The following is a 25,793-nucleotide window of genomic DNA, read 5'->3' on the forward strand; positions in this document are numbered from 1 at the left end:
GGGCGGCCGTCAGGCCGGCCCCAGAACGAGATTGGGGAGGAAGAGCACCAGCTCGGGCACGAAGGTGATCATGAGCAGGGCAACGATCAGTGGTATGAGAAAGGGCAGGATCGCCACCGCCACCTTTTCGAACGGCACCTTGCCCACCTCAGCGACGATGTAGAGCGCGATGCCCATGGGCGGGGTGGCAATGCCGATCAGAAGCGCCAGCGTGATGATCAGGCCGAAATGAATGCGGTCGATGCCGAACTGATCGATGATCGGCAGCAACATCGGCACGAGGATCAGCTTTGCCGGCACACCTTCCACGAAACAGCCGACCAGAAGCAGGAAGCCGAGCAGGAGGAACAGGAAGACCGTGCGCGATTCGGTGAACAGAAGAATCTGGTCCGCCAGCTGCTGCGGGATCTGCTCGATGGCCAGAAGCCAGCCCATCACATGCGAGAAGCCGATGATGATCATAATGACGCTGGTGATGGTCATCGTCTCCGTCAGCGCCTGCCAGAGCATGCGGAAGGAGAAGGTGCGGTAAACGAAGCCGAGCGCGATGGTGTAGACGCAGGCCAGAACGCCGGCTTCCGTGGCCGTGGTGAAACCGGTGAGGATGGCAACGAGGATGATGCCCGGTGCAACCAGCGCGGCGATGCCGTCAATCGCAGAGCGGCCGATCTGCGGCAGGCTCTTGCGTTCCTCGCGCGGAAAGTCCTGCTTCAGCGCGACGAGGTAGTTGAACGCCATCAGCGACATGCCGACGATGAGACCGGGAATGATGCCCGCGAGGAAGAGCCGCGCGACCGACGTGTTGGACAGGAACGCATACACCACAAGGCTGATGGATGGTGGAATGATTGGCCCGACCACAGCGCTTGCAGCCGTGAGGGCCGCCGCGAAGGGTGCTGGATAGCCGCGCTCGCGCATCGCCTTGATCTCGATCGTGCCGAGGCCGGCACAATCGGCCACGGCCGCGCCGGAGACACCGGCAAAGAGCAGCGAGGAGACGACATTCACCTGTGCGAGGCCGGCCCGCATATGGCCGACAAGCGCGGAGGCGAAATTGAAGATGCGATCGGTCATGCCGACGCCGTTCATCAGATTGCCGGCCATGATGAAGAAGGGGATGGCAAGCAGGGACGGGTTGTCGACGCCGTCGAGAACCTGAAGCGGAATGATGTAGAGCGTGTCGGAGAAGCCCGCATAGATGAGGGCGGAGAGCACCGCCAGGCCGATCGCCATGGTGATCGGCACACGCAGGAGGATGAGGGCGACGAAGCCCGCGAAAAGTAGCAAGGTCATGGTTCTACCCGGATCCTAGATGTCGCCCGCAGGGTGATGCTCAGGCTCCGCATGCCCTCTGAGGGCATGCACGAAGTCGCTGAAGAAGTGCAGGGCAATGAGCCCGCAGGACACGAAGAAGGGGACACTCAGCCAGTAGCGCTGAATGCCGACCATCTCGATATTGCCCACCTGCCGCTGGATCAGCTCCGGTGCTTCGCGCAGGATGATGAGCAAGAGCGCGATGACGGCGATGTCCACAAGCATCCGCCCGGCGCGACGCACCGGGGGCGGGGTGGCGTTCAGCAGAAAATCGACGGTGATGTCCTTGTTCTGCCGGTAGACGACGAAGAAGCCCAGAAAGCTCATCCACACGAAGCAGACGATGCTGATGGGGAAGGCCCAGACCACCCCCTGACCGAGAAATGCACGTGACGCGACATTGAGTGCGGTCACGAGGAGCATGGCGAACAGGGCCGCATTCGCTCCCACAAGAAACAGCCGGTCGATAACGGCCAGGATTCGATCCAGGACGGGCATGAAACCTCCCCCATCAATGTGAGTTCAAAGGATGCCTATTCGGCGCGCGACGAACGAACCGCGTCAAGGAACCCTTCGGGGAGTTCGCCTTTTTCCTCCATCTCCTGATAGAAGCTCTGCATGCGCTCGACGAAATCCGAAGTGTCCGGTTCCGTATAGGCAACGTCCTTGGCCTTCATGGCTTCAAGATCGCTGTTCGCCGCAGCAATCATGCGCTTTTCCGACTCTTCGGCCATTTCGGCAAAGGCGTCGAGAACCTGTGCACGCAGCTCATCGGAAAGCGCGTTCCAGCGCTTCGCGTTGGTCATGAAGGCCATGCCCTGCGGATATTCGTCATGACGGATGATATGCGACGCAACCTCGTAGAACTTCATCGGTTCGACGAGCGCGATCGGGCTGTTCACCGCATCGACGATGCCGCGGCTGATGGATTCGTAGACTTCCGTCCAGGCAAGCGTGCGAACCTCCGCGCCCAGATGGCGCCAGGCGGCCGCGGCCAGCTCATCGGGATGCATGCGCAGCCGCGTGCCCTGCATTTCTTCCAGGTTCGTCCAAGGCTTGTCGGTCACCATCACGCGATAGGGGCCGCGCAGGAAGGCGGTCGGAGAGCCGATCAGCGCGATGCCGGCTTCGTCTTCGATCTGCTTGAACCAGCCCTTGACCAGATCGGTCTGCATGAAGCGGACCCAGTGCTCGCGGTCGTCAAAAAGGAAGGGGGCCGAGGTGAACTTGATATCCGGCACCCATTTCTGGAGATAGCTGGTGCCTTCCGGATAGACATTCACGGTGCCGATCTGAAGCTGTTCGAGGACCGTGTCGTCCGAGCCGAGCTGCTCGTTCGGAAACACCTTGATCTCGACCTCACCGCCGGTCTTCTCGACCACTTTGTCGGCAAAGAATTGGAACAGTTCGCCCTCGATGCTGTCCGGCGGCATCTTGTGCGCCATGCGCCAGGTCTCAGCCTGCGCGGAGACCGTTGAGGCAGCGCCGATCGCTGTCATCACGCCTGCAGCCAGAAGATTGCGTAGAATACGGTTCATTATCCTTCCCCATCGTTTTTGTCTGGTTATGGGAACAGGATCGGAGAGCCGTCTTAAAAAGTCCAAATGAAAAATATGGCTTCCGGTGATAAATTTTTTCAATCAAGGTTGATCAGATAGTCATCAGGAAAGCGGCTCGAATAGGCAATCGCCTGTTGGCGGGCCATTTCCACGAATTCGTCCCTGAGGGTCTTGCGGGGCGAGGCTTCGGTGATCGCGAAAAACTCAAGCGGTGGAAATTCCACATCCACCGCAATTTCGTGCAGCGTGCCGCTTGCCAGTTCCTTCATCACCACCGCGCGCGGCATCGGCGCAATGCCTAGCCCCTCCTCGGCCATCTGGACGATGGTGGCGATGGAATTGGATGAGTGCACGTTGACCCGCACCTTGGAGTGCATCTTTAGGTAGCGCTCCAGTGTCTTGTAGGGGATCGAGTTCTTGGGAAAGCTGAGGATCGGCAGGTCGAGCAGCGTACCCACTGCGGCCCTGCGGATGGGGAAGGCGGTCGGGCTTGCGACCCAGGCGACCGGAAACGAGCCGAGTGGCACGAAGTCGAGCTTGGGGTCGTTTCCATCCCGCATCGCCAGTCCCACATCCACCGCATGATCCCGCAGCGACTGGATGACATCGGCAGAGGTCGACGACAGCATCTCGATGTTCACGCCTGGATATTTTGCCCGGAAGCATTCCATGAGCTGAACGAACCAGGAGCGCAGGATCGTGTCGGTCACACCAACGCGCAGCGAGCCGGTCATCTTTCTGTTCTTGTTGACCAGCCATTTCATTTCATTGGTGAGTTCGACCACCATCTCCGCATGCGGAAGAAGGACCCGGCCTTCGCTGGTCAACTGCACCCCGCGTTTAGACCGCTCGAAAAGCTTGGTGCCCAGCTCATTTTCGAGTGCGTTTATGCGTGAGGAAATGACGGGCTGGGTGGTGTGCAAAAGATCGGCCACCTTGCGAAAATTCCGCACCTTCGCGAGGTGAATGAAGGTTTCCAGAAATCGCAACTGCACGGAAGGCACCTCAAAAGAACAACGGCCCGCCACCCTTCCGGGCAACAGGCCGCATGCTAGTTGATGCTTTGCTCCCGCGCCATAGCGCCGAAGTTCACGCCGGTTCGGAAATCTTCGCTGCCAGCTTCCCCAGAAACGCAAGACAGAGAGAAAGCTGTTCGACCTCGACGAATTCATCCGGCTTGTGCGCCTGCCGGATGGAGCCCGGGCCGACGATCACCGAAGGGATGCCGCCAATGGTCTCGAACACGCCTCCCTCCGAACCGTAAGAGACCTTTCCGGACCATTCCGGCATGATGTCGCGGAAGAAGGCGAAGCCCTCGCTCGCCGTGTTGTCGCCCATCGCGGGATAGGCGAAGATTTCTTCCCATTCGATACCGGTTTCGGCGCATTTTTCCTGCATTTTGGGCAGAATTTCCGAATTTACACGCGTTTTCAGAAATTCCAGTTCGGCCCGTGCGTCATGAGTGGGTAAGCTACGGATTTCAAAGGTGAAACTGCAAAGATCCGGCGTCACATTGGTGGCGACACCGCCGGAAATCATGGTTGCCAGCATGGTGGAATGCGGCACCGTGAAATCGTGGTCGAAGGGGCCGTTTTCAGCAATCTCCCCGGCGCGCTCGGCGATCATCGCAATGATGCGCGCGGCATTGTCGATGGCGTTGACGTGATCGGGCGCGAAGGAGGAATGACCTGACGTGCCATGCACATGGCAGCGCATGGCGATCTTGCCTTTCTGGCCGGTCACCAGCTTCATGTCGGTCGGCTCGCCGATGATCGCAAGCATGGGCGGCACCTCGCGTTTCGCCAGCCATTCGGCGATGGCCGGCGCGCCAAGACACCCCACTTCCTCGTCATGCGAGAAGCAGAGCCAGACAGGGCGCTCCAGCTTCGCGGCGACAAGCTGCGGCACCATCGCCATGACACAAGCGGCAAAGCCCTTCATGTCGCAGCTTCCGCGGCCATAGAGCTTTCCGTCGCGCTCGGTCAGATCGAAAGGCGGGGAGGTCCAGCCCTTTTCCAGCGCCGGCACAACGTCTGTATGGCCGGAGAGAACGACACCCGGCACGTCGGCTGGGCCGATGCGGGCGATCAGGTTTGCCTTCTCGCCCGTCTCGTCCAGCAGAATGACCGGCTCGATGCCGTATTCCCGCAGGAACGCCGCCATGTGGTCGATGAGCGGCCGGTTCGTGTAGCGGCTCGTCGTATCGAAGGCGACCAGATCCTTCAGGTGGCTCTTGGCATTCTCAAGCAGTGACATGGTGGACTTTTCGGCCTCAGGCATTCTTTGCTGCACGATTCTCTCTGAATTTTTGCCACTCCCGGCGGATCGTCAGGCCGACGAAGAACACGATGAGGCCTGCGAAAATCCAGGAAATGGCGGACTGGAAAAAGACGGACGGATCACCGCGCGAAATGGCCAGCGCGCGGCGCAGATTGTCCTCGAACATCGGCCCCAGAATGAAGGCGATGAGGAACGGCGCCGGGGGGATGTTCAGGAGCAGCATGATGAAGCCTACCACGCCCATGATGAGCAGGACGGTGACATCGAACATGCTGCTGGAAATCGAATAGATGCCATAGACGCACAGCATCAGGACCACGGGCGTCAAAAGCACCTGCGGAATGGAGGAGATGTGCGAGAAGAAGCGCACGGTCAGCTTGCCCGCGCCGAACAACAATACGGAAGAGAACATCATGCCGATGAACAGCATGTAGACCTCGTTCAGATTGTTCTGGAAGAGAAGCGGGCCGGGCGTGAGGCCCTGGATCATGAACGCGCCGAGCATGACGCCGGTGATAACGTCACCGGGAACGCCGAGCGCCAGAAGCGGGATCATGGTCGCGCCGCAGCAGCCATTGTTGGCGGATTCGGAAGCCGCGATGCCTTCCAGCTCGCCCTTGCCGAAATTCTCGCTGTTTGGGGAGGAGCGGCGCGCCTCGCCATAGGAGAAGAAGGCGGCGGCTGACGGGCCAATGCCGGGAATGGCGCCCAGGACCACGCCGATGAAGCTGCCGCGAATGATGGATTTCAGCGAGCCGCGGAACTCCGCCAGCGTCAGTCGGTTGTCGCCGAGCTTCATGGCCTGGCCGTGGTTTTCGTCGCGAAACATGATGAGGCGCAGAAGCTCTGGCAGGGCGAACAGGCCGATCAGAACCGGCGCAACCGAAAGGCCGCTCTTCATGTCCTCGGTCATGGCGAAGCGGAACGAGCCGTACATATCCTCACCGACCGTGGCGAGCAGCAGGCCGAAACAGGCCGACACAACGCCGAGCAGGAGCGAACCGCCGGAAATGGAGGCGACCATGGTGAGCGCGAAGGCCATCAACATGAAATATTCCGGCGGACCGACGCGCAGCGCCAGAAGCGCCAGCGGGGCCGCGAGGAAGATCAGCGAAATGTTGGACAGGAAGTCGCCGATACAGGACGAGATGAGCGCCATGTTGAGCGCCTTGCCGGCCTTGCCCTTCTGGGCGAGCGGCCAGCCATCGAGCACCGTGCAGGCGGCCGATGCCGTGCCCGGTGTCTTGATAAGGATTGCCGAGATCGACGCGCCATAGGTGCTGCCCTTGTAGAGCGCGACAAGCAGCAGAATGCTGGTGACGGGCGGCAGATAAAAGGTGAAGGGCAGGGCGAGCGTGACCGCCATCGTGCCGGTCATGCCCGGAATGGCGCCGATGATCACGCCGGCCAGAATGCCCGCGCCCATGGCCAGCACATTGGCGAGTGTGGCGACGGATTCGAATGCGAAAAGAAGATCGTTCCACATGTGTTGAGCGGTCCCGGTGGCGGTCGGTCAGTTGAGGGCGGGGAAGACACCCCAGCTTCCCGACGGAAAGGGCGTGTGCGTCACATTGCCGAAGAAGAGCTGCAGGCCGAGCGGCAGAAGAACGGCAAGAGCCAGAACGGCAACCCACCGCCCGGATGCGCCGGCAAGCAGGAAACAGGCAAGCGCCAGAAGCATGGAAGAAGCGAGAAAACCCAGCAACGGCACAAGAACGACAAAACCTGCGAATGCGGCGAGCGCCAGTGCGAGCCGGATGAGCCGATTGCGCCATTCAACCGCCGACGCCGGTCCCCGCTCCGGCTCATCGCTCGTTTCGTTCCCGCCGCCAAGCGCCGCGAACGCCATCGCCAGCAGGCCAAGGGCGAGCCCGAGGATCGAGACGGTGCGCGGCCACATGTCCGGCGGCGGCGCGAAGCCCGGAATGAAGGAAGGACGCGGCACATGAACCGGAATCAATGCGAAAAGCACCGTGCCGAAGAACAGGGCTATCAACAGCCCCCGGAGCATGGCCTTGTTCAACATGCCGCGTCCTCCTTTGTTGTGCCGGCTTACTTAATGTAGCCGAACTCGCGGGCGAGCCCGTTGAAAAGCTCGTACTGTGACTTGGCGTAGGCCGCCATGTCTTCCTTGCCAACGGTGGAGATGGAACCGCGGCGCTTGGCGAGCTCCAGCCACTTCTCGTCCTCGGCAACCTTTGCAAGCGTTTCCTGCCAGCGGGTCACGATTTCTTCCGGCAGGTCCTTCGGGCCGTAGAGCGCGCTCCAGCCGGTGATCTGGCCAGCCTTTTCAAAGCCAAGCTCGGCGGCGGTTGGCACGTCGGGCAGCGTGTCCATGCGCGACGGTGCATAGACCATGAGGGCGCGCATCTTGCCGGACTCGATGTGCGGCATCAGCGAACCGGCCGCGATGGCGAGGAAGTCCACATGGCCACCGAGAAGTGCAGTCGCCAGCGCGCCGCCGCCCTTGTAGGGGACGAGGGTTGCTGCCGTCAGCGGGTCGAGCTCGTTGTCGGCCAGAAGCGCCTGAACGGTGAAACCGTCAATGGCGGTCGCGCCCGATGCGCCATAGGTGAGAGCGCCGGGATTGGCCTTCAGGCCTTCGACCAGCTCTTCGGCGGTCTTATAGGGAGAGTTTTCCGCCACGGCGAGGATCATCGGCGTGGCTTCCAACGAACCGAGGAAGGTGTAATCGTCCCAGCCGACCGGCGAGCTTTCCTGCACGGCGGGATATAACGCCATGCCGACGCGGGCGAGCAGCAGCGTGTAGCCATCGGGTGTGCCTTCGGAAACGAAGCGCGCGCCGTTCATGCCGCCATTGCCCGGCTTGTTGACGACGACGACCGGCTGCTCGCCGAGGTAGTCGCGGGCTGTTTCAGCCAGCGCCCGGGCTGCCAGATCGGAAGCGCCGCCAGCACCATAAGGGGCGACGATGGTCACGGCCTTTTCCGGATAATCGGCGTGGGCAGTGCCGGCAGCAAGGGCGACAACCGCTGCCGCCAGAACGGTTTTCATCAGAGATTTCATGCAAATCCTCCCAGGGAGAGTGAATCCATTCGCCCGAAGGGTTCGAGCGCCGTGAGGTTTTTGCACAGTATGCTTTCTTCTGCAAATTATGCCTGTTAGTATTACATTTATGAATACTGACTATTGAGGATGCGCAGATGAACCTGAAGCAGCTCGAAGCTTTCGATGCGTTCATGAGCCATGGCTCGGCGACACGGGCAGCGGCCGCGCTCAAGATCAGCCAGCCGATGGTGAGCCGGCTGCTCGGGCAACTGGAAGAAACGATCGGCTTTCCGCTGTTCGTCCGCAAACGCAACCAGCTGATGCCGACACATGAGGCGATCCTTTTTCACGCCAATGTCTCACGCTCGCTGACCACATTTCAGGAGCTCGAACGCGAGGCGCGCGCCATCGCCAACCGTCAGGTGGGCCGCATTGTGGTGGCCGCGCAGCCGATCTATGTGGATACGTTTCTGCTCGACGTGGTGGCGCGCTTCAAGGAGACCCATCCCGACGTAGCGGTGAAGATTGTCGACACGGGACTGGAAGAGCTGCTGCGCATGTTCAACGAGGGGAGCTGCGATCTGGGCGTCGGCATCACGCTCGATGCGAGCCCCTATGGCGCACGCCTGATACCTCTCGGCGCCTGTGAAGCGCGTTGCCTGATCCCGCGCGGACACCGGTTGGCGAGCCGCGACGTTGTGCGCCTTGAAGACCTGCGGCGCGAGGTGTTCGTCGAGCTGGCCATCGGCAGCCCGCTGCGCACGCGCGTCGACTACATGATGCAGACGGCGGGCGCCCAGCGCCGGATCGCAGCCGAAGCGCGCACGCTGCGCGCGGTGCACGGTCTCGTGCGGCGCGGCGTGGGCATCGCAATCGTCGATCCGTTCAGCATTCTCCTGCCATCGGGCGATGATGTGATTGAACGGCCACTGGAGCCTTCCATTCCCTGGGAAATGGCTATTTTCCACCATGAAGACCGACCGCTGAGCCGCATCGAGAATGCCTTCATCGAAACGATCAGAGCCGAAATCGGCGAACTGCGAGAAGAGGGTGTTCTTTCGTGAAGGTCGACAGTTCCATAATGTATATTATGCGAGCTACTGTTGAGGCGGGGGCAGCAAACGTTGCCGTAGCATTCATAGCCCAAGTGGCCATGAGACAAGATGGGCAAGGCCACCTGCCGGGAAGAACACGGGAACTTTTCCGAGCCTCCCCCATAGGTCCATTCCGGTGGGCACAAGCCCGTGCGGTATCCTTTCTCAGCCCTGCCCGCGCTCGGGCGCAGGACCGGTGGTCGAGCGAACGATCAGGTGGGTCTCCAGAACATAGGAAGCATCGCGCACCGCCTGCGAGCCCAGCACCTCCAGCAGCAGAGACACGGCCAGCTTTCCAGCTTCTATGGAGCGGCTGGAAACGGTTGTGAGGCTTGGCACGGTCAACGGTCCCAGCGCATCGTCACAGCCGACCACCGAGAATTCGCCAGGCACGCTGACGCCCCGCTCGCCAAGGCCGGCCAGAATGCCCTGCGCCGTCACGTCGTCGAAGGCAATCGCAGCCGTCGCGCCCTTGGCAAGGATGGCATCGACCGCCTGCAAACCGGCCTCGAAACTTGGAACGCTGGCCGAGACGAAGCTCAGATCAAGGCCGAGCTTCTTTGAGGCCTGGCGCACGGCAGCACGGCGCTGCTTGTTGGACCAGGATGTGGATGGGCCGCTGACATAGACAATGTTGCGGTGCCCGAAATCCGCCAGATGCTGCGTTGCCTCGGCAATGCCGGTGCCACTGTCGATCAGCACTTTCGGGATGCCCTTCACATCGCGGTTGATCAGAACAAGAGGGCGCAGAAGCGCATGGGCCGCGATGCGCTCGTCTGAAAGCCGGGGCGAGGCCAGGATGATGCCCTCGACCTGCCCGGCAAAACGACCGAGAAGCTGGTCCTCCTTTTCCGGGTCTTCATCGGAATTTCCGAGAAAGACGCAGAAATCGGAGCGATCCGCCTCGACCTGGGCGGCGCGGATCATGGGCGGGAAAAACGGGTTTGCGACATCCGGCACAATCAGCGCCACATTGCCATAGCGCCCGGTGCTGAGCGCCCGCGCCGTGTGATTGGGTACATAACCCAGTTTTCCGGCGGCCGCCTTGATCCGTTCAACGGTCTCCGGGCTCAGCATATCGGGTCGCGTGTAGGCGCGGGACACGCTCGAACGCGCCACCCCGGCCTCCTTTGCCACCTGACTGATCGTGACGCCGCCCTTGCGTTCCGCTGCCACTGCCTGCCCTCGAACCCTGTGCTTGCTTGCCACAAGATGCACCGCCGCGAGGCGTCAGGCAACCGGTTGACATGCAACCGGTTGCACAGCATAGTGCGCGCATTCTCGTTCTACTCTGCCGCAAGGCCCTGCGATCAGCGGGCGCACTCTTGGGAGACATGATTTGCAGCATAGCCAAGCCGCGCTCCAGCCAACTCCGCTCGTTGACCGAAAGATCGACAGGCTCGCCGTAAAAACGTTTGCAGACCGCGAAGCGATGGGAGCCGCCGCTGCAGCCGATATTGCAGGAGCGCTGCGCGAACGGCTGGCCAGCCAGGAGAATGTGCGCGTCATTTTCGCCTCCGCGCCGAGCCAGGCCTCGATGGTCGAGCAGCTTCGCGCCATGCCGGGCATCGACTGGTCGCGCGTGACCGCCTTTCACATGGATGAGTTCATCGGGCTTGCGCCGGATGCGCCCCAGCGCTTCGCGCACTGGCTGAACCGGCATATTTTCGATGCGCTTCCGCTGGCTGCCGCACACCGGATCGACCCCGGGGCAGACCCGGAGAGAGAAGCGCAACGCTACAGCGCGCTGCTCAACGAAGCGCCCATAGACTTTGTGTGCCTCGGCATCGGCGTCAACGGCCATATCGCGTTCAACGATCCGCCCATCGCCGATTTTAACGATCCGCTGGACGTCAAACTCGTGGAGCTCGACGCGGTCTGCCGCCAGCAGCAATATGACGATGGCGGTTTTGAGAGCCTCGATGCGGTGCCGCGCACCGCGCTGACGCTCACCATTCCAAGGCTGTTGCGCGCCGACCGCCTCTTCTGCATCGTGCCGGGCGCACATAAGCGCCATGCCGTGCACGGGGCGCTACACGGACCGCTGACAACAGATTGCCCGGCAAGCATCCTGCGCGTGCACGGCAATTGCACGCTTTATCTGGACAAGGAGGCTGACCCGGATGCCTGAGATCAACGCCGACGCGATCTGCGCAGACTATCTCGCAACGAGCCACGCGCTCATGCAGCGCATCCTTGTCGAAGAGCGCGACACTCTGGACAAGGCTGCCGAGCGCCTCGCCTCCCAGATCGAGGCAGACCGGCTTATCCACATTTTCGGCCCCGGCGGACACTCCAATCTCGCCAGCCAGGAGGTGTTTTTCCGGGCCGGCGGCCTGATGCATATGAGCGCCATTCTCGATGAAGGCACGCTGCTTTCCAATGGCGCATTGCGCTCCATGGCAATCGAGCGCACGCCGGGCTATGGTCGCGTTGTCATTGCCGATGCCCGCCTTGGCGAAGGCGACGTACTGATCCTCGCAAACGCTTACGGCATCAACGCAGCCCTGATCGATGCTGCACTGGAGGCGAAGTCTCGCGGGGCCTTTCTCATCGGCGTCAGCTCGCGCGAGCATGCCGAAAGCACGAGCCCGGACCACCCGGCGCGCCACCCGGAAAAGAAGAACCTGCATGATGTGGTCGACATCGCCATCGACACCAAAGTCCCGATTGGCGATGCGGTGGTCAGCCTGCCCGGCATGACCGAGAACATCTCGGCCATTTCCACATTTGCCAATGCGTTCGCGCTCAACTGTCTTGTGATCCGCACCGTTGCCAAACTGCTCGACCGTGGCGTCGAACCGCCGGTCTGGCGCAGCGGAAATGCACCGGGTGGCGATGAGGCAAACGCCCGCTTTCTGGCCCGCTTCCGCGACCGGGTTCGCGCGCTGTGAGCACGGAGAAGACCATAGCCGGGCGCGATCCCGTTACCGGAGGCGGCATCGCCATCACGATGCGCGACGGGCGGATCGCCGCCATTGCCGAGACGGATTCGCAGGATGAAACCTATCTCACGCCCGGCCTGGTCGACCTTCAGGTCAACGGCTATGCTGGCCTCGACCTGAATGACGGCGCGCTGACGCCGAAGCGCGTTTCCGAGCTCACCCGCATCATGGCCGGGCTCGGCGTGACCACCTATCTTCCAACCCTTGTGACCGGATCGCGCGAGCGGCTGCTTGATGCGCTCGACGCCATCGCTACGGCGCGGCACGAAGATCCTCTCTGCGCGCGCATGATCCCCGGCGTTCACATGGAAGGCCCGAGCATCGCGCCCGAAGACGGGCCGCGCGGCGCGCATCCAGCGGAGCATGTGAGACCCCCTTCCCTCGATGAATTCAATGCATGGCAAAAGGCGAGCGGCGGTCTTGTCCGTCTCGTGACCCTTGCGCCCGAATATGAAGAGGCCCCGGCCTATATTCGCGCAGTGACGGCGCAGGGTGTTCATGTCGCCATTGGGCATTCCTCTGCCACGCCTGAGCAAGTGCATGCCGCTGCCGAGGCCGGTGCGCGGCTCTCGACGCATCTGGGCAATGGCGCTGCCGCGCTCATGCCGCGCCATCCGAACCTGATCTGGGCGCAGCTTGCCGATGACCGGCTGACGGCCACGCTCATCGCCGATGGCCATCACCTGCCGGACGACACGTTCAAGACCATGCTGCGCGCCAAGGGGCTGGAACGCGCCCTTTTGGTTTCCGATAGCGTGGCGCTGGCCGGCATGGAGCCCGGCGTCTACCGGCAGCCGATTGGCGGCGATGTCGAGGTGCGCGCCGACGGACGCGTGGGCATTGCCGGAACACCATATCTGGCCGGAGCCGGCCTGCCTTTGATTGAAAACATTCGCATCGCGATGCGCATGGCCGGGCTTTCGCTGGCGCAGGCGCTCAGGCTCGCCACGGCCAATCCCGGCGCGTTTGTCGAGGGGCGGGGCGTGATGAAGCTGGATGCACCGGCCGATCTCATCCGTTTTACGATCGACGGGAAAACCGGCTCCTTTGAGCTGAAGACCACGCTCGTTCACGGCGAGGGGGTGTTCTCCGCATGATCCGCGCAGGCGTCGCCACGGTAGACATCACCCCGCCCGCGGGCTTGCCGCTTTCCGGCTTTGCCGCCCGCACCTTGCCTGCAACGGGTGCGCATGATCCACTGACGGTGCGTGCGCTGGCTGTCAACGATACGGCGATGGTGGTTGCCGATGTGATCGGCCTGCATGGAGACATGAGCGCGCGCATCCGCCGCCGCTGCACCCTCCCCGAGACCAATGTCATCATCAGCGCCCTGCACAATCATGGCGGCCCGGTTTCCATGGCCGGACGTCTGACGATTGAGACCGACGAGGCCTATCTGCAAAGGCTGGAAGACGCCTGTGTCGAGGCCATCGATCAGGCTTTTGCCGCGCAAAGGCCTGCAACGCTGTCGGTCGGGCTCGGATCCGACCCCGACATTGCCCGCAATCGCCGCCATCCGGGCGGCCCGGTGGATCGCGCTCTGCCGCTGCTGCGTGTGCGCGATGAGAGCGGCGACATGATCGCCTTGATGACGGGCTACGCCTGCCACCCCGTGGTGCTCGGCGCAGACAACAGGCTGTGGACCGCCGACTATCCGCACTATGTGCGCCGCGCGCTGGAAACCGCTTATCCCGGTGCCACCGCCCTGTTCGTGACCGGATGTGTGGGCGACGCGAATACGGGCCACAGCGCCCATGCCTCGATCAGCCTTGCCGCAAACCCGGACCGCAGCTTTGCCGCCGCCGAGCGGATTGGCGAGAAAATCGCAAAGGCGGCAATGGATGCACCGGAGCTGCCACTTGGCGGGGATGTGACGGCACTGGAAGCGCAGGTTTCCCTGCCGTTCGAGCGGCGTGAGACAGAGACGCCGGCAGAACTGGCAGCGCGGTGGCGCGCTGAGCGCGCACGGGCTGAACCCGCGCAGGCAGCGCTGCTCGATGCCTGGACGCACTGGGCGGAGACCATTGCGCTTGAGCCAGCCGACGCCCTGTCGGGCCGGGTGTCCCTGCTCGATTGGGGCGGATTGCCAGTCTTTGGCCTGCCCGGAGAGATCTTTGCGGCGACCGCGCTTAGCCTGCGGGCTGCATGCGGTGAGCGCCCGGCCTTCATCGCAGGGTTCGCGGAAGACAATCCCGGCTATATCCCGCCGTCAGAGGAATTTGCTTTCGGCGGATATGAGGTGGACGAGGCGCATCGCTATTATGGTCAGCCGGCAAGTTTCGCACCCGGTTGCGCAGAAGCACTCGCTGCGGCCAGTGCGACGCTTTTGAAGAAAACGCACTCTGGCAGGGATTAGAGGGAGACGAGGCGGCGCCTTCGCGAAATGCGGGGCGGCCATGCTGATGCAAAAGGAAGTCGGCTTGACGCGCAACCGGTTGCATGGCAGTTTTTCATTGGGAACGAAATTGCAGTCTGCTCACGTCGAAAGGGAGAACAAAAGATGAGAGCGTACAGGTCCAGCAACACAAAATCCGGCAGCTCGAGTTTCACCACTCGGGTGGCAGCATTGTCACTGGGGGCGGCGATTGCCGCGATCTCCGGTTCCGCATTTGCCCAGACCATCAATGTCTGGAGCGGCTACCCCGAAATGGCGCCGTTTTATGAGCATGTGGCGGAAGGGCTGAAGGAAAAATATCCTGACCTCACAGTCAACGTTGAAGCGATTGCCCTGCGCGAGCACGAGAAGCGCATTGCGCTCGGCCTCACCTCCGGCTCCGCCGGCGTGACCGTGATCGAGCTCGCGGGCTCCACGGCCAGCCGCTACATCGAAAACGATCTGTTGCCGGCGGCACCGGAAGCCGTGGCGAACTTCGTCACCAACAGCAATAATTTCGGTGAGTTCTTCGTCGGTGCCGCCTCCAAGAACGGCACCGTTTATGGCGTTCCTCTTTTCCGCGGACAGGGCGCGCTTTTCTACAATGTCGACATGTTCGAGGCGGCGGGGCTCAAAGAGCCGCCGCAGACCATGGAGGCCTATACGGATTACGCCGAGAAGCTGACCCAGCGCGACGCTGACGGCAAGGCGACCGTTTCGGGCTGGAGCCTGCGCCTTTCGGGCGGCGGCCAGGGCATTGCCGAGAAATTCTGGATCAACCTGTTCCAGTATGGCGGCTCGGTTATCGAGGAAGTGAGCGACGGCAAGTGGAAGGCGAACTACGCCAATGAGGCCGGCCGCAAGGCACTCAAGCAGTATCTCGAGAACGTGCATGTGCTCAAGACCGTGACGCCCGAAATGCCGGCAGATGCCGAGGCCTTCGAGCGCGGTCAGACGGCCATGTTCATCCGCGAGTCCTGGGTTATCGCCGACATCGCGGCCAAGGCACCCGACCTGAACTATGCGACCGCGCCGCTGCCGGTCGGCTCCATCGCCCTGCCGGCCAACCTCTATGTGAACTCCGTCGAGGGTGAGGACGCAGAGGCTGCATGGGCCTATGTGCAGGCCGCCAACGACCCGGAAAACCTCGTCTGGCTTCTCGACAATGTCGGCTGGCTGCCCAACCGTTCGGGCGTCGACTACAGCGTCGTCACGGACAAGGTGCCCGCCTATGGCGCATTCGTCGACTATCCGGAGGACTACAAGTTCTTCACCCTGCCGGCCATCGGTCCGATCGAGGAGGTGCTGACCCGTCTCGCCGCCCAGCTTACCAACGCCTATGGCGATGCCTCGCTTGCCGAGGATGACGCCGCCATCGACGCGGTGCTTGCAAAGGCTGCCGAAGAGACCAACAACATCCTGAAGCGCGAAGGCCTTCTCGCCGAATAGGCGCTTCAACGATACCCTCATCCCGGAAACGGCGTCCGCGCCGTTTCCGATCAGTGACTTCAGGCGGACGGGAACAAAATGCTGCAACAAAAGCGATGGCGCTTTGCCATTCTGGCGATCCTACCGACGCTGGCGATCTTTGCCTGGGTGCGCATGTACCCGATCGTCGAGACACTGCGGCTGAGCCTGCATCAGTGGAACATCCTGTCGAAGAACAAACCGTTCATCGGCCTGGCGAATTTCCGCGAGCTGTTTCAGGACCAGCTCTTCCTGAACGCCCTGACAAACACGTCGATCATCGCTTTCGGCGTGGTCATTCTTACGGTGCCCACCGCCATGGTGATCGCCGGGCTCATTCACCACCGCACGCATTCGCGCTTCTCCGGGTTCTACGAGACATCAGTCTTCATCCCGCATGTCGTGTCGCTGGTGCCGGCGGCGATGGCCTGGAAATGGATTTTCGACGCCAAGCTCGGCCCGCTCAACGCTTTGCTCGAATTCTTCGGAATCCCGGCGCAGGCATGGCTTTTCGATCCCGTTCTTTCGGTGATCTGTATCATCGTTCTGTGTTCCTGGCAGGCGCTCGGCTATGCCGTGCTGATCTATCTCGTCGGTTTCAAGAACCTTCCGGTCTCTCTCTTCGAGGCTGCCAAGCTTGATGGCGCGTCCGGCGTGCAGCGCTTCTGGCATGTTTCGGTGCCCATGCTGAAACCCATCACGCTCTATGTTTCCGTCGTCACGCTGATCTCCGGGTTCAATGTCTATGCGCAGGCCTTCGTCCTTGCCTCGGATTCGCAAGGCGCGCCGGGCAGGCAGGTCCGGGTTCTGGTGCTCGACATGCTCGAAAACAGCTTCCGCAACTACCGTGTCGGCTATGCGGCCTCCGAAGCCGTGGTGCTTCTGGCCATTGTTCTCGTGCTGACTCTCATCCAGTTCGGTCTTCTTCGGGAAAAGGGGCGGAAATGACACAGACGATAGCCGCTTCCACACCACGCCCGAAAGCCGGCGGGCGCATGAAAACGCGGGGCAAACTCATCGATTTCGCCATCGATGTGTTCCTGTTCTGCTTCTCGATCCTGATGATCCTGCCGCTGGTGTTTCTGGTGTCGAACGCCTTCAAGACGCCTGAAGAGATCGTCGCCTGGCCGCCACGCATCATTCCCACCGATCCGACGCTGGAGAACTTCCGCTCGGTGCTGGCGGACACGCCGTTGCCGATGTGGATCTTCAACAGCGTCGCCTTCTCCACCCTTTCCATGGTGGCGATTGTCATGACCTCGGCAATCGCCGGCTATGTGCTGGCCAAGTTTCCGTTTCGCTCGCTCAACATCATCTTCATCCTGATCCTCGCCACGGCCATCGTGCCGTTCGAGGTCTATATGATCCCGCTTTATTTCCAGGCGCAGGCGCTGGGTGTGCTCAATTCCCTCTGGGGTCTGCTGCTTGGCTATCTGGTGATGAGCTTCGGCATCTTTCTGATCCGCCAGAATGTGATGCATTCCATACCCGACGAACTGCTCGAGGCCGCGCGCATCGACGGGGCGGGAGAGTTCTGGATCTTCTGGAAGATCGTCTTGCCGCTCTTGCGCGGTGCGCTCGGCGCGCTTGCCGTTCTCGCCTTCTTCCAGGCATGGACCTCCTTCGCCTGGCCGATGATCGTGACGACGACGCGCGACAGCTACACGATCGAGGTTGGCCTCGCCCTGTTCCAGACCGGATTCACCGTCGATCTTGGCCGGTTGAGCGCAGCGTCTGCGGCCGTGCTCGTGCCCTCCATCACGCTGTTCGTGATCCTGCGTCGCAATTTCGTGCAGGGTGTTGCCAGCACGGGGATGAAGGAATGACCGCCGGGAACGCCTTCTTTCCAGAGGCCGCCGACCGCTATGCATCGGCCAATGCCGGGACGCTCCGGTGGATGCTCGATCGCCCCCTGCTTGGGGCGGGCTTCCTGAACACCAAGGTCAACAGCCTGACGCTTGCCGATTATGGCGAGGCCGACGGGCTGCGCGGGCCCGACTACACCTATGGCTGGATTCAGGGGCGTGGGCTGGAAGCGCTGGTCACGCATGCGGCTTTCTTCGAGACGCGCGATGCGGCGCTGTCTCGGCGGCTCGATGAGGCCGGGCGCTCGCTCTTCGCGCGCATCAAGGCGCTTCAGGCGCGCGATGGTCATGTCTATTTCCGCTACGATGCCGGGCTTCGGCCTGTTCGCGCGGACGCCGATGGCACGGTGACCGCTCAGGAACCGGCGGGAGACGTGTTCACCTATTCCGATGCTTTCGCCGCCAAGGGACTGGTGGCTGCGGCAGCCCGCTATGCGCCTGAAGAACTGCCCGGATATTTGCGCTACCTCGCCGATGTGACTGCGGCAATCGAGGATGGCCGCTTTCAGATGGGCGAGGAAAAGCCTCTGGGGGGCGAAGCGCTCGCCGGCGAACCGGACGATTTCGGGCCGCGCATGATCCTGCTCGGCGCTGCCGGCATGCTGGAACGCTGTGGCCTTTCAGATCACGCCGCCTATGCGCAGCGTTTCATCGATCATGTCATCGAGAACCATCTGGACGCGAAAACCGGGTTGCTGCGCAATGTGCCGGGCGGCGATGAGTGCAATGTCGGCCACGGCATCGAGTTTGCGGGCTTTGCGCTGGACCATGCGCCCGTTCGCCGGAACCCGGCGCTGGTGGCCACGCTGGAGCGCATCCTGTTCGCTTCCTTCAGGGCAAGCTTTGCCGAATGCGGGCTGCATCTCACCGTCTCGGTTTCGTCCGGCGAAAAGCTCAGCCCCTACCGGCCCTGGTGGTCGCTGCCGGAAACGATCCGCACCGCCGCGCTCTGCCACCAGCTGACCGGCAGCGCGGACAGCCTCGCCATCTGGCAAGAGGCGGACAGCGCATTCTTCGACCATTACTGGCGCGGTGCGCCGGCCATCGCCTACCAGACCCGAACGGCAGATGGCCCGACGGACTATGTGCCGGCCACACCCGATCTGGACCCCGGATATCACACCGGTCTGAGCCTTCTTGCCGCGATCCGCGTTGCGGAGGCTCTTTCAACGTCACACACCGCTTACGCCTCGAGGTAACCATGGCTTCAGTCGACATCCAGGATGTCCGCAAATTCTACGGACAGCTCGAAACCATCAAGGGCGTAACCGTCGACGTGCCGGATGGCGCGTTCGTGGTTCTGGTCGGCCCTTCCGGCTGCGGCAAGTCCACCCTGCTGCGCATGATTGCCGGGCTTGAGGACATTTCCGGTGGCACGATCAGCATTGGCGGACGCGTCATCAACGATGTGGAACCCAAGCACCGCGACATCGCGATGGTGTTCCAGAACTATGCGCTTTATCCGCACATGACGATTGCCGAGAATATGGGCTTCTCGCTCAGGCTCGCCAAGCGCCCAAAGGATGAGATCGACCGGCGCGTGCGTGAAGCGGCGGATATTCTGGGGCTTGCCGACTATCTGGAGCGCTATCCGCGCCAGCTGTCAGGCGGTCAACGCCAGCGCGTCGCCATGGGGCGCGCCATCGTGCGCAATCCGCAGGTCTTCCTGTTCGACGAGCCGCTTTCCAATCTCGACGCGAAGCTGCGCGTTCAGATGCGAGCCGAGCTCAAGGACATTCATGCCCGCCTGAAGACAACCACCGTCTATGTCACGCATGACCAGATCGAGGCCATGACCATGGCCGACCGCATCGTCGTGATGCGCGATGGCATCGTGGAGCAGGTGGGCGCGCCGCTGGACCTTTACGACCGGCCGAACAATACCTTTGTGGCAAGCTTCATCGGCTCGCCTTCGATGAACCTTCTGCCAGGCCTCCTCACCAATGGTGGCAAGGGCGTCCGTGTTGAAAGCGGCGCGGAACTGCCGCTTGAAGGCACATCACCTGCCGCCGGCAAGGTGATATACGGCATCCGCCCCGAACATCTGCATCTGGCCGCTGATGGCGAAGGGTTCGAGGCCGTTGCGACCAATGTCGAGCCGACAGGGTCTGAAACCCTCGTTCAGGTTCGCGTGGGGGAGCAGATCGTCTCGGCGCAGCTTCGTGATCGCGTCCACATTCGCGCGGGCGACACGGTGCGCCTTGGCGTTCAGGCGGCCAAGGCACATCTCTTCGACGCGGAGACCAGCCAGAGGCTTGGCTGATCCGTGATGGCGCAGCGTCTTAACCGTTCTTGTCTTTCGCATCTGGCGGGCACCGTTCAGGGTCCGGCCTACGATCCAACCGGATTGGTCGCGGGCATCGTGCATATCGGCATCGGGGCGTTTCACCGCGCTCATCAAGCTGTTTATGTGGATGCCTGTCTCGCGGAGGGAGATGCCAGTTGGGGCATTGTCGGTGTCTCCCTCCGCAGTTCCGCCATGCGCGACGCCCTCGCCCCGCAGGACTTTCTCTACACACTTGCACAGCGTGACGGTTCCGGTGAAACGCTGAAGGTCATCGGGTCCGTGATGAAGGTGCTGGTGGCGCCGGAGGACCCGCAGTCCGTTCTTGCCGCGATGAGCAGTCCGCAGACGCGGATCGTGACGCTGACCGTGACGGAGAAGGCCTATCCGCGGAATTCGGACGGTACACTGGATGTGCAGGATCGCACAGTGACGGCGGACCTTGCCAACCCCGACCGGCCGGCCGGCATACTGGGTTTTCTGACAGAAGCCCTCGCCCGAAGAAGGGCTGACGACATCCCTCCCTTTACTGTCCTTTCATGCGATAACCTGCCCGCCAACGGCAAAACGCTACACGGGCTGGTGACCGAATTTGCGACCCTGCGCGATCGCGAACTGGGCCGTTACATCGAGCAGAATGTTGCCTTCCCTTCGAGCATGGTGGACCGCATCGTTCCGGCAACCACCGATGACGACCGCGAACGGGTTGCGCAGGCGCTCGGCGTTGAAGATGCCTGGCCCGTGGTGACAGAGCCTTTCATGCAATGGGTGGTGGAAGACAATTTCCCGATGGGCAGGCCCGCCTGGGAACGCCATGGCGTCGAGATGGTGGCCGATGTCGCCCCTTTCGAGGAGATGAAGCTTCGGCTTTTGAACGGCGCGCATTCGGCCATCGCCTATGCGGGGGTGCTGCTCGGGCACGAGACGGTGGCGGATGCCTTTGCCGATCCGGTTATCCATGGGTTCGTGAAGGGGCTCTGGCGGGGATCTGCCCGGACGCTTTCCGGCGATGCCGGCCTGAAGCCGGACGAATACATGGCGCGGCTTGCAGACCGCTTCGCCAATCCAGCGCTGCGCCATCGCACCGCGCAGATTGCCAATGACGGTTCGCAGAAACTGCCGCAGCGCTTCATCAATCCGCTGCTGGAGCGGCTCGATGCGGGCGAAGATGCACCGCATCTTGCAGCCGGTGTTGCACTCTGGATTGCAGCACTCGCGGACAGGAGCGAGCCGCCGGCCTTTACCGATCCGCTGGATGAGGCGCTGAAAGCGGCCATCGCAAACACGACCAGTCCTGCCGACACTGTCGCCGCCATTCTTCAGGCTGCCCGTTTCGACAGGGTCGACCGATACCTGCCTGCCGTCCTCGAAGCCTGTCAGCGCATCGCGGATCATGGCGTTTCGGCGACCCTTACCCATTACGCTCGAGGAGACATCCCCCAATGAAAGAGACCTGGCGGTGGTTCGGTCCGGACGATCCGGTGACGCTCGCCCATGTGCGGCAGGCGGGTGCGACGGGCATTGTCACCGCCCTGCACCACCTCAATGACGGACGCGTCTGGCCGCAGGACGAGATCGAGAAGCGCAGGCACGAAATCGAACAGGCCGGCCTTGAATGGTCGGTTGTCGAAAGCGTGATCGTGCATGAGCATGTGAAAACGCGCAGCGGCGATTTCCGCGCACTGATCGAAAATTACAAGACCTCGATCCGCAATGTCGCCCGCGCCGGGGTGCGCACCATCTGCTACAATTTCATGGCCATCACCGACTGGACGCGGACGGATCTCGACTATCCGATGCCGCATGGCGGGACGGCGCTGCGCTTCGATGCAGTCGAGTTCTGTGTCTATGATGTCTTCATCCTTGCACGTCCGGGCGCCGAGGTGGACCACCCCGCCGAACGGGTGGAGGCCGCGCGCGAGCGCCTGAAGACGATGAGCGAAAGCGATCTGGCGCGGCTGGAGCGCAATCTCATCGAATGGGTTCCGGCCCGTGAATTCGTCTATGACCGCGAGAGCTTCCGTCGCATGCTGGATACCTATCGCGACATCTCAACCGATGGCCTGCGCGAAAATCTGGCAGAGTTCCACCGGGAGATCATGCCGGTCGCGGAGGAGGAAGGTGTGGTGATGGCGATCCATCCCGACGACCCTCCGTTCCCGCTGTTCGGCCTGCCGCGCATCGTTTCCACGCATGACGACCTGAAGGCATTGCTCGAGGCTGTTCCGTCCAGGGCAAACGGCCTGACATTCTGCACTGGCTCGCTCGGGGCGAACCCGGCAAACGACCTTCCGGCCATGGCGAAGGCGCTCGGGCCGCATATTCACTTCGCGCATCTGCGCAACGTGAAACGGGAGCCGTGCGGCTCTTTCCATGAAGCAGAGCATCTGGAAGGCGACACGGACATGATTGCCGTGGTGGCTACCCTGATGGATGAAGAGATGCGACGTGGCGGGCAGATACCCATGCGCCCCGACCATGGGCACGCGATACTGGACGATCTCGGCAAACGGGTGAACCCGGGCTATTCGGGTATCGGCAGGCTGAAAGGGCTGGCCGAACTGCGCGGTGTGATGCGGACACTTGAGTATATGCGACCGTGATACCAGAGGGCTTTTGACGGCTTCCAGCGCCGCGAGCCCCGCTGCAGGCTTCACAGACAAGAACCGCCCGCATCCGCGATGGCTCTCTGTTTTTCCGCATTTATGCGGACGTCAGGTGATTCCTCCTGACTGGAAAAAATGCTCCAGGAAGCAACGTTGAACGGGATCCGCTCGCACCGGGCCTCACAGAACCGGCGCCTGGTTTCTGCGCCCCACGATTTGATTTGCCCATGTGTGTGGAATGTTTGCGCAAAAGAGGTTATGTAGAGAACTGCCATACGGATAGTGGTGGTCCGAGACTTGGACCCGCGCCTACCAGAACGCTGCCCATTCATCGCATTCCACAAAAATGTTGAGGATGCGGGTAGCCAATTGCCTCAGGTTGTATTATGCAATCCAGCGTAGTGCATTTCAACTTTAACGCGGCATAGATATTGCAAGCTTCTTCGTGGTGGGGAACTGGTGAATATTCTCGCTTTTGACGATCCGGAACGTCGGCATACCGAAAAGACCGTCAGAAGACCCCGGCTTCCTGCCATGTCGGCGGAAGAATTCAGCGCGTGGCTGAAGCATGTCGACTTCAGCGAACGGCATGCGGCCAGAATATTGCAGATATCCAGAACGACAATCGCCAAATACCGCCAGGAAGGCGCTCCGGCGCATATCGGTTTTGCGTGCTCGGCGATCGCGCTTGGAATGCCCATGTGGAAACCGCATACGGACTAGAGATCGGACCGAAAAGTGGGATCCGGTTTTCGGTTTACTCCGATGCTCCATTAATAATTTAGATCGTCCTTTGTGTGTCCGGATGGACGCGCGGCGATCTAGTCTGCGGCACCGCGCGCGAAAGAACAGACGCCATTCCTGCCTGCCCGATAGACCGTTGTTGCACTGTATTCAACGCGACAGACCGAATTGAATTTCGATGCGCTGATAGCCCGCGCCGGGACCGCGCCAGTCATGATAGACCTCGCGGCTTTCGCCAGAAAACTCATGCCGTGACATCTGTATCTCGTGCACCAGCGGTGCATAGCCCTGGGTGAACAGAGTTCGCAACGAGCCCAGGTGGGTGCGTGCCGCAACCATGATCGGCTCCAGGTGAAGCAGTGGGATTTTGCCCCGGTAAAGGTCGGGCTTCACCACCGGTCTGCATATGCGCCAGTCGAACAGGGTCTTGCTGTCTCGCGGAAGGTTCCAGGATATGAATGTCCAGGGGCCCGAAGCCGTGAGCCCTTCCTTCTCGATCGAGGTCTCGATCTCGGCGGCACAATGGGCGGCTGCATTCCTGATATCTGGAATCTTTAGCCGCTGCTGCAGGCTCAAAACCCACATGTCGGGCGTTTCCTTGATGTCCATCGCGTTCTCCTTGTACGCGAGGGTTAGGCCGGGATGAGTTTCGCCACAAGACAATTTGCAGGATGGATTTCCAATTTACCGCTCCATGGAAAGAAGAATGAGAATTTCATTCCCATTTATGAATGTGCGACATCACGTCAGTTGAGGCGGGTCATTGGAATGATAAAAGAGGTATATAAAATGCCAGTTTAGGAGAGTTCCATGAGCGACACCTATATCGCCCGGCCAAAGCCTCGACCGGAGGAGGCTTTGAAAGACCCCGCCGTGAACAGGGACTTCATCGGCCGGCTGGTGCGGGAGTTCTATCGACGGGTGCGCAGCGATGCGCGGCTTGGGCCGATCTTTGCCGGCGAGATAAAAGACAACTGGGAACCGCATCTTGAGAAGATGACCGATTTCTGGTGCGCCGTGATCCTCAAAGACGGCAGCTATCATGGTCGGCCGGTGCCCGCGCATCTGAGGCTCAAGACGGTGGTGGAAGCGGATTTCGATATCTGGCTCGGTCTTTTTCGGCAGACCGTCGGAGATCTTTGCACGCCGGCGGTTGCTGCCGTGTTCACCGACCGGGCGGAGCGTATTGCAAAGAGCCTGAAACTCGCAATGTTCTTCCGCCTGCCCGCCGCGCTTGGCCCCGATGCCGCACGAGCCCGGACCAGAGACGATGCGTAACACCGAAGGGGAGAAGGCCAACCCCTATGCGCTTGCAGGTTATGGACTGGTAGCGCTTCTCTGGCTGGGCATGGTCTGCGGGGTCTCTTTTCTTGCGACCCCGGTGAAGTTTCAGGCGCAGGCCCTGTCGCTGCCCGTGGCGCTGGAAGTGGGCAATGTCACCTTCGCGGCGTTCTCCAGGGTCGAGTGGGGATTTGCGGTCCTGCTGATGATGGTGACGGTCTTCGCTTACGGGCGGCGCATTCTTGTGGCTGTGACGGGCATTGCGGTGGCAATCGTCCTGGCGCAGACATTCTGGCTTCTGCCTGTGCTGGATGCGCGGGTCGCTGCCGTGATTGCCGGCGATCCACTGCCGGCCTCGATGCATCATTTCCTCTATGCGGGAGGTGAGGCGGTGAAGGCACTTCTGCTTGCCGGAGCAGGCCTTTTTGCGCTTGCCACGCTCGCGCGACCCGAAAGGTAGTGCGATGCGCATGACGCTCCACACGGACTATGCACTTCGGATGCTGATTTATCTGGCGACAAAGCAGGGTGCTCCATGCACCGTGAGCGATGTCGCCGAGACCTATGGCCTCTCGCGCAATCACCTTTTGAAAGTGGCGCGCCGGCTGGGGCAACTGGGCGCTGTGACAACGCTGCGTGGCCGCGCAGGTGGGATCGCGCTGGCGCGCACGCCCGAGGAAATCGGGCTGGGTACGATCATTCGGGGGATGGAAGAGAGCCTCGCCCTGGTCGAATGCATGGGGACTGGAGAAAGCGCCTGCGTCCTGACGCCGGCCTGCCGGCTGAAAGGCGTCGTGAAGGAAGCTCTCGACGCCTATCTTGCCGTGTTCGACCGCTACTCCCTGGCCGATCTTGTGGCCAATCAGCAGACCCTCGCCGGTCTTCTCGGGTTCGGGGCAGAAGCCCCGATGGCGATCACACCTGAATGAAGCCGCCCCCTGCCCGCCCCTGGGCCCATAGTTCCAGGCGGG

The 25,793-nt window shown here is 61.7% G+C and carries 26 protein-coding genes; 16 read left to right on the forward strand and 10 right to left on the reverse strand.

Annotated features, from left to right (window positions below):
- Positions 1-9: 9 nt before the first annotated feature.
- From KUG85_RS18940 to KUG85_RS18975, 8 genes are all read right to left on the reverse strand, one after another.
- Entirely contained in the window at positions 10-1,293 is a 1,284-nt protein-coding gene (locus tag KUG85_RS18940; protein ID WP_223006573.1) for a TRAP transporter large permease, read from the reverse strand.
- Positions 1,294-1,308: 15 nt separating this feature from the next.
- Entirely contained in the window at positions 1,309-1,812 is a 504-nt protein-coding gene (locus KUG85_RS18945) for a TRAP transporter small permease (RefSeq protein ID WP_223006574.1), read from the reverse strand.
- Between the two features lie 35 nt (positions 1,813-1,847).
- A complete protein-coding gene (locus tag KUG85_RS18950) occupies positions 1,848-2,852 on the reverse strand; it encodes a TRAP transporter substrate-binding protein (RefSeq protein ID WP_223006575.1) in 1,005 nt (334 codons plus the stop codon).
- Positions 2,853-2,950: 98 nt separating this feature from the next.
- Entirely contained in the window at positions 2,951-3,868 is a 918-nt protein-coding gene (locus tag KUG85_RS18955) for a LysR family transcriptional regulator (RefSeq protein WP_223006576.1), read from the reverse strand.
- A 94-nt stretch (positions 3,869-3,962) separates the two neighbouring features.
- Positions 3,963-5,153 (reverse strand): acetylornithine deacetylase, encoded by a 1,191-nt coding sequence (argE, locus tag KUG85_RS18960; protein ID WP_223006577.1) that lies wholly within the window; start codon positions 5,151-5,153, stop codon positions 3,963-3,965.
- A complete protein-coding gene (locus tag KUG85_RS18965; RefSeq protein ID WP_223006578.1) occupies positions 5,146-6,639 on the reverse strand; it encodes a tripartite tricarboxylate transporter permease in 1,494 nt (497 codons plus the stop codon). Before KUG85_RS18965 ends, argE begins: the two co-directional genes overlap by 8 nt.
- A 27-nt stretch (positions 6,640-6,666) precedes the next feature.
- A complete protein-coding gene (locus KUG85_RS18970; protein WP_210180094.1) occupies positions 6,667-7,179 on the reverse strand; it encodes a tripartite tricarboxylate transporter TctB family protein in 513 nt (170 codons plus the stop codon).
- Positions 7,180-7,205: 26 nt separating this feature from the next.
- Positions 7,206-8,180: a Bug family tripartite tricarboxylate transporter substrate binding protein gene (locus KUG85_RS18975; protein WP_223006579.1), complete on the reverse strand. Its 975-nt coding sequence runs from the start codon at positions 8,178-8,180 to the stop codon at positions 7,206-7,208.
- 137 nt (positions 8,181-8,317) lie between these two features.
- On the opposite strand from KUG85_RS18975, the gene KUG85_RS18980 reads away from it, so the two are divergent.
- Complete coding sequence (locus tag KUG85_RS18980; RefSeq protein ID WP_007007217.1) at positions 8,318-9,226, forward strand: LysR substrate-binding domain-containing protein; 909 nt, start codon at positions 8,318-8,320, stop codon at positions 9,224-9,226.
- 195 nt (positions 9,227-9,421) lie between these two features.
- Here KUG85_RS18980 and KUG85_RS18985 read toward each other — a convergent pair whose 3' ends face one another.
- Positions 9,422-10,432: a LacI family DNA-binding transcriptional regulator gene (locus tag KUG85_RS18985; protein ID WP_223006580.1), complete on the reverse strand. Its 1,011-nt coding sequence runs from the start codon at positions 10,430-10,432 to the stop codon at positions 9,422-9,424.
- Positions 10,433-10,688: 256 nt separating this feature from the next.
- On the opposite strand from KUG85_RS18985, the gene KUG85_RS18990 reads away from it, so the two are divergent.
- The 12 genes from KUG85_RS18990 (at position 10,689) to KUG85_RS19045 (ending at position 23,520) form a co-directional block, all read left to right on the forward strand.
- Positions 10,689-11,387, forward strand: a complete 699-nt coding sequence (locus tag KUG85_RS18990; protein WP_223006603.1) for a 6-phosphogluconolactonase — start codon at positions 10,689-10,691, stop codon at positions 11,385-11,387.
- Positions 11,380-12,150 carry a sugar isomerase domain-containing protein gene (locus KUG85_RS18995; protein ID WP_090330209.1) on the forward strand — a complete coding sequence of 257 codons (771 nt, stop codon included), beginning with the start codon at positions 11,380-11,382 and terminating at the stop codon, positions 12,148-12,150. The genes KUG85_RS18990 and KUG85_RS18995 overlap by 8 nt, the downstream gene beginning before the upstream one ends.
- Positions 12,147-13,298 (forward strand): N-acetylglucosamine-6-phosphate deacetylase, encoded by a 1,152-nt coding sequence (locus KUG85_RS19000; RefSeq protein WP_223006581.1) that lies wholly within the window; start codon positions 12,147-12,149, stop codon positions 13,296-13,298. The genes KUG85_RS18995 and KUG85_RS19000 overlap by 4 nt, the downstream gene beginning before the upstream one ends.
- The gene (locus KUG85_RS19005) at positions 13,295-14,557 is read left to right on the forward strand and encodes a neutral/alkaline non-lysosomal ceramidase N-terminal domain-containing protein (protein WP_223006582.1); all 1,263 of its coding nucleotides are present in this window, start codon (positions 13,295-13,297) and stop codon (positions 14,555-14,557) included. The genes KUG85_RS19000 and KUG85_RS19005 overlap by 4 nt, the downstream gene beginning before the upstream one ends.
- Before the next feature lie 144 nt (positions 14,558-14,701).
- Positions 14,702-16,024 carry an extracellular solute-binding protein gene (locus tag KUG85_RS19010; RefSeq protein WP_223006583.1) on the forward strand — a complete coding sequence of 441 codons (1,323 nt, stop codon included), beginning with the start codon at positions 14,702-14,704 and terminating at the stop codon, positions 16,022-16,024.
- Between the two features lie 78 nt (positions 16,025-16,102).
- A complete protein-coding gene (locus KUG85_RS19015) occupies positions 16,103-16,990 on the forward strand; it encodes a carbohydrate ABC transporter permease (protein ID WP_007007211.1) in 888 nt (295 codons plus the stop codon).
- Between the two features lie 47 nt (positions 16,991-17,037).
- Positions 17,038-17,868 carry a carbohydrate ABC transporter permease gene (locus tag KUG85_RS19020; RefSeq protein WP_378597181.1) on the forward strand — a complete coding sequence of 277 codons (831 nt, stop codon included), beginning with the start codon at positions 17,038-17,040 and terminating at the stop codon, positions 17,866-17,868.
- On the forward strand, positions 17,865-19,106 hold the full coding sequence (locus KUG85_RS19025) for an AGE family epimerase/isomerase (protein ID WP_223006585.1): 1,242 nt from the start codon (positions 17,865-17,867) through the stop codon (positions 19,104-19,106). Before KUG85_RS19020 ends, KUG85_RS19025 begins: the two co-directional genes overlap by 4 nt.
- 2 nt (positions 19,107-19,108) lie before the next feature.
- Positions 19,109-20,170, forward strand: a complete 1,062-nt coding sequence (locus KUG85_RS19030; RefSeq protein WP_223006586.1) for an ABC transporter ATP-binding protein — start codon at positions 19,109-19,111, stop codon at positions 20,168-20,170.
- 6 nt (positions 20,171-20,176) lie between these two features.
- Complete coding sequence (locus KUG85_RS19035) at positions 20,177-21,637, forward strand: mannitol dehydrogenase family protein (RefSeq protein WP_223006587.1); 1,461 nt, start codon at positions 20,177-20,179, stop codon at positions 21,635-21,637.
- Positions 21,634-22,794: a mannonate dehydratase gene (gene uxuA, locus KUG85_RS19040; protein ID WP_223006588.1), complete on the forward strand. Its 1,161-nt coding sequence runs from the start codon at positions 21,634-21,636 to the stop codon at positions 22,792-22,794. The genes KUG85_RS19035 and uxuA overlap by 4 nt, the downstream gene beginning before the upstream one ends.
- A gap of 462 nt (positions 22,795-23,256) precedes the next feature.
- Positions 23,257-23,520: a hypothetical protein gene (locus KUG85_RS19045; protein ID WP_223006589.1), complete on the forward strand. Its 264-nt coding sequence runs from the start codon at positions 23,257-23,259 to the stop codon at positions 23,518-23,520.
- Positions 23,521-23,691: 171 nt separating this feature from the next.
- Here KUG85_RS19045 and KUG85_RS19050 read toward each other — a convergent pair whose 3' ends face one another.
- Positions 23,692-24,150 (reverse strand): hypothetical protein, encoded by a 459-nt coding sequence (locus KUG85_RS19050; protein WP_065817994.1) that lies wholly within the window; start codon positions 24,148-24,150, stop codon positions 23,692-23,694.
- Positions 24,151-24,351: 201 nt separating this feature from the next.
- On the opposite strand from KUG85_RS19050, the gene KUG85_RS19055 reads away from it, so the two are divergent.
- The 3 genes from KUG85_RS19055 to KUG85_RS19065 are packed head-to-tail and all read left to right on the forward strand — an operon-like array spanning position 24,352 to position 25,751.
- Entirely contained in the window at positions 24,352-24,819 is a 468-nt protein-coding gene (locus tag KUG85_RS19055) for a group III truncated hemoglobin (RefSeq protein WP_065817995.1), read from the forward strand.
- A complete protein-coding gene (locus KUG85_RS19060; protein ID WP_255606498.1) occupies positions 24,812-25,282 on the forward strand; it encodes a hypothetical protein in 471 nt (156 codons plus the stop codon). Before KUG85_RS19055 ends, KUG85_RS19060 begins: the two co-directional genes overlap by 8 nt.
- Before the next feature lie 10 nt (positions 25,283-25,292).
- Complete coding sequence (locus KUG85_RS19065; protein WP_322098570.1) at positions 25,293-25,751, forward strand: Rrf2 family transcriptional regulator; 459 nt, start codon at positions 25,293-25,295, stop codon at positions 25,749-25,751.
- Positions 25,752-25,793 lie beyond the last annotated feature (42 nt).

This window comes from Nitratireductor rhodophyticola (genome assembly GCF_019891355.1).
GTDB lineage: Bacteria > Pseudomonadota > Alphaproteobacteria > Rhizobiales > Rhizobiaceae > Nitratireductor > Nitratireductor rhodophyticola.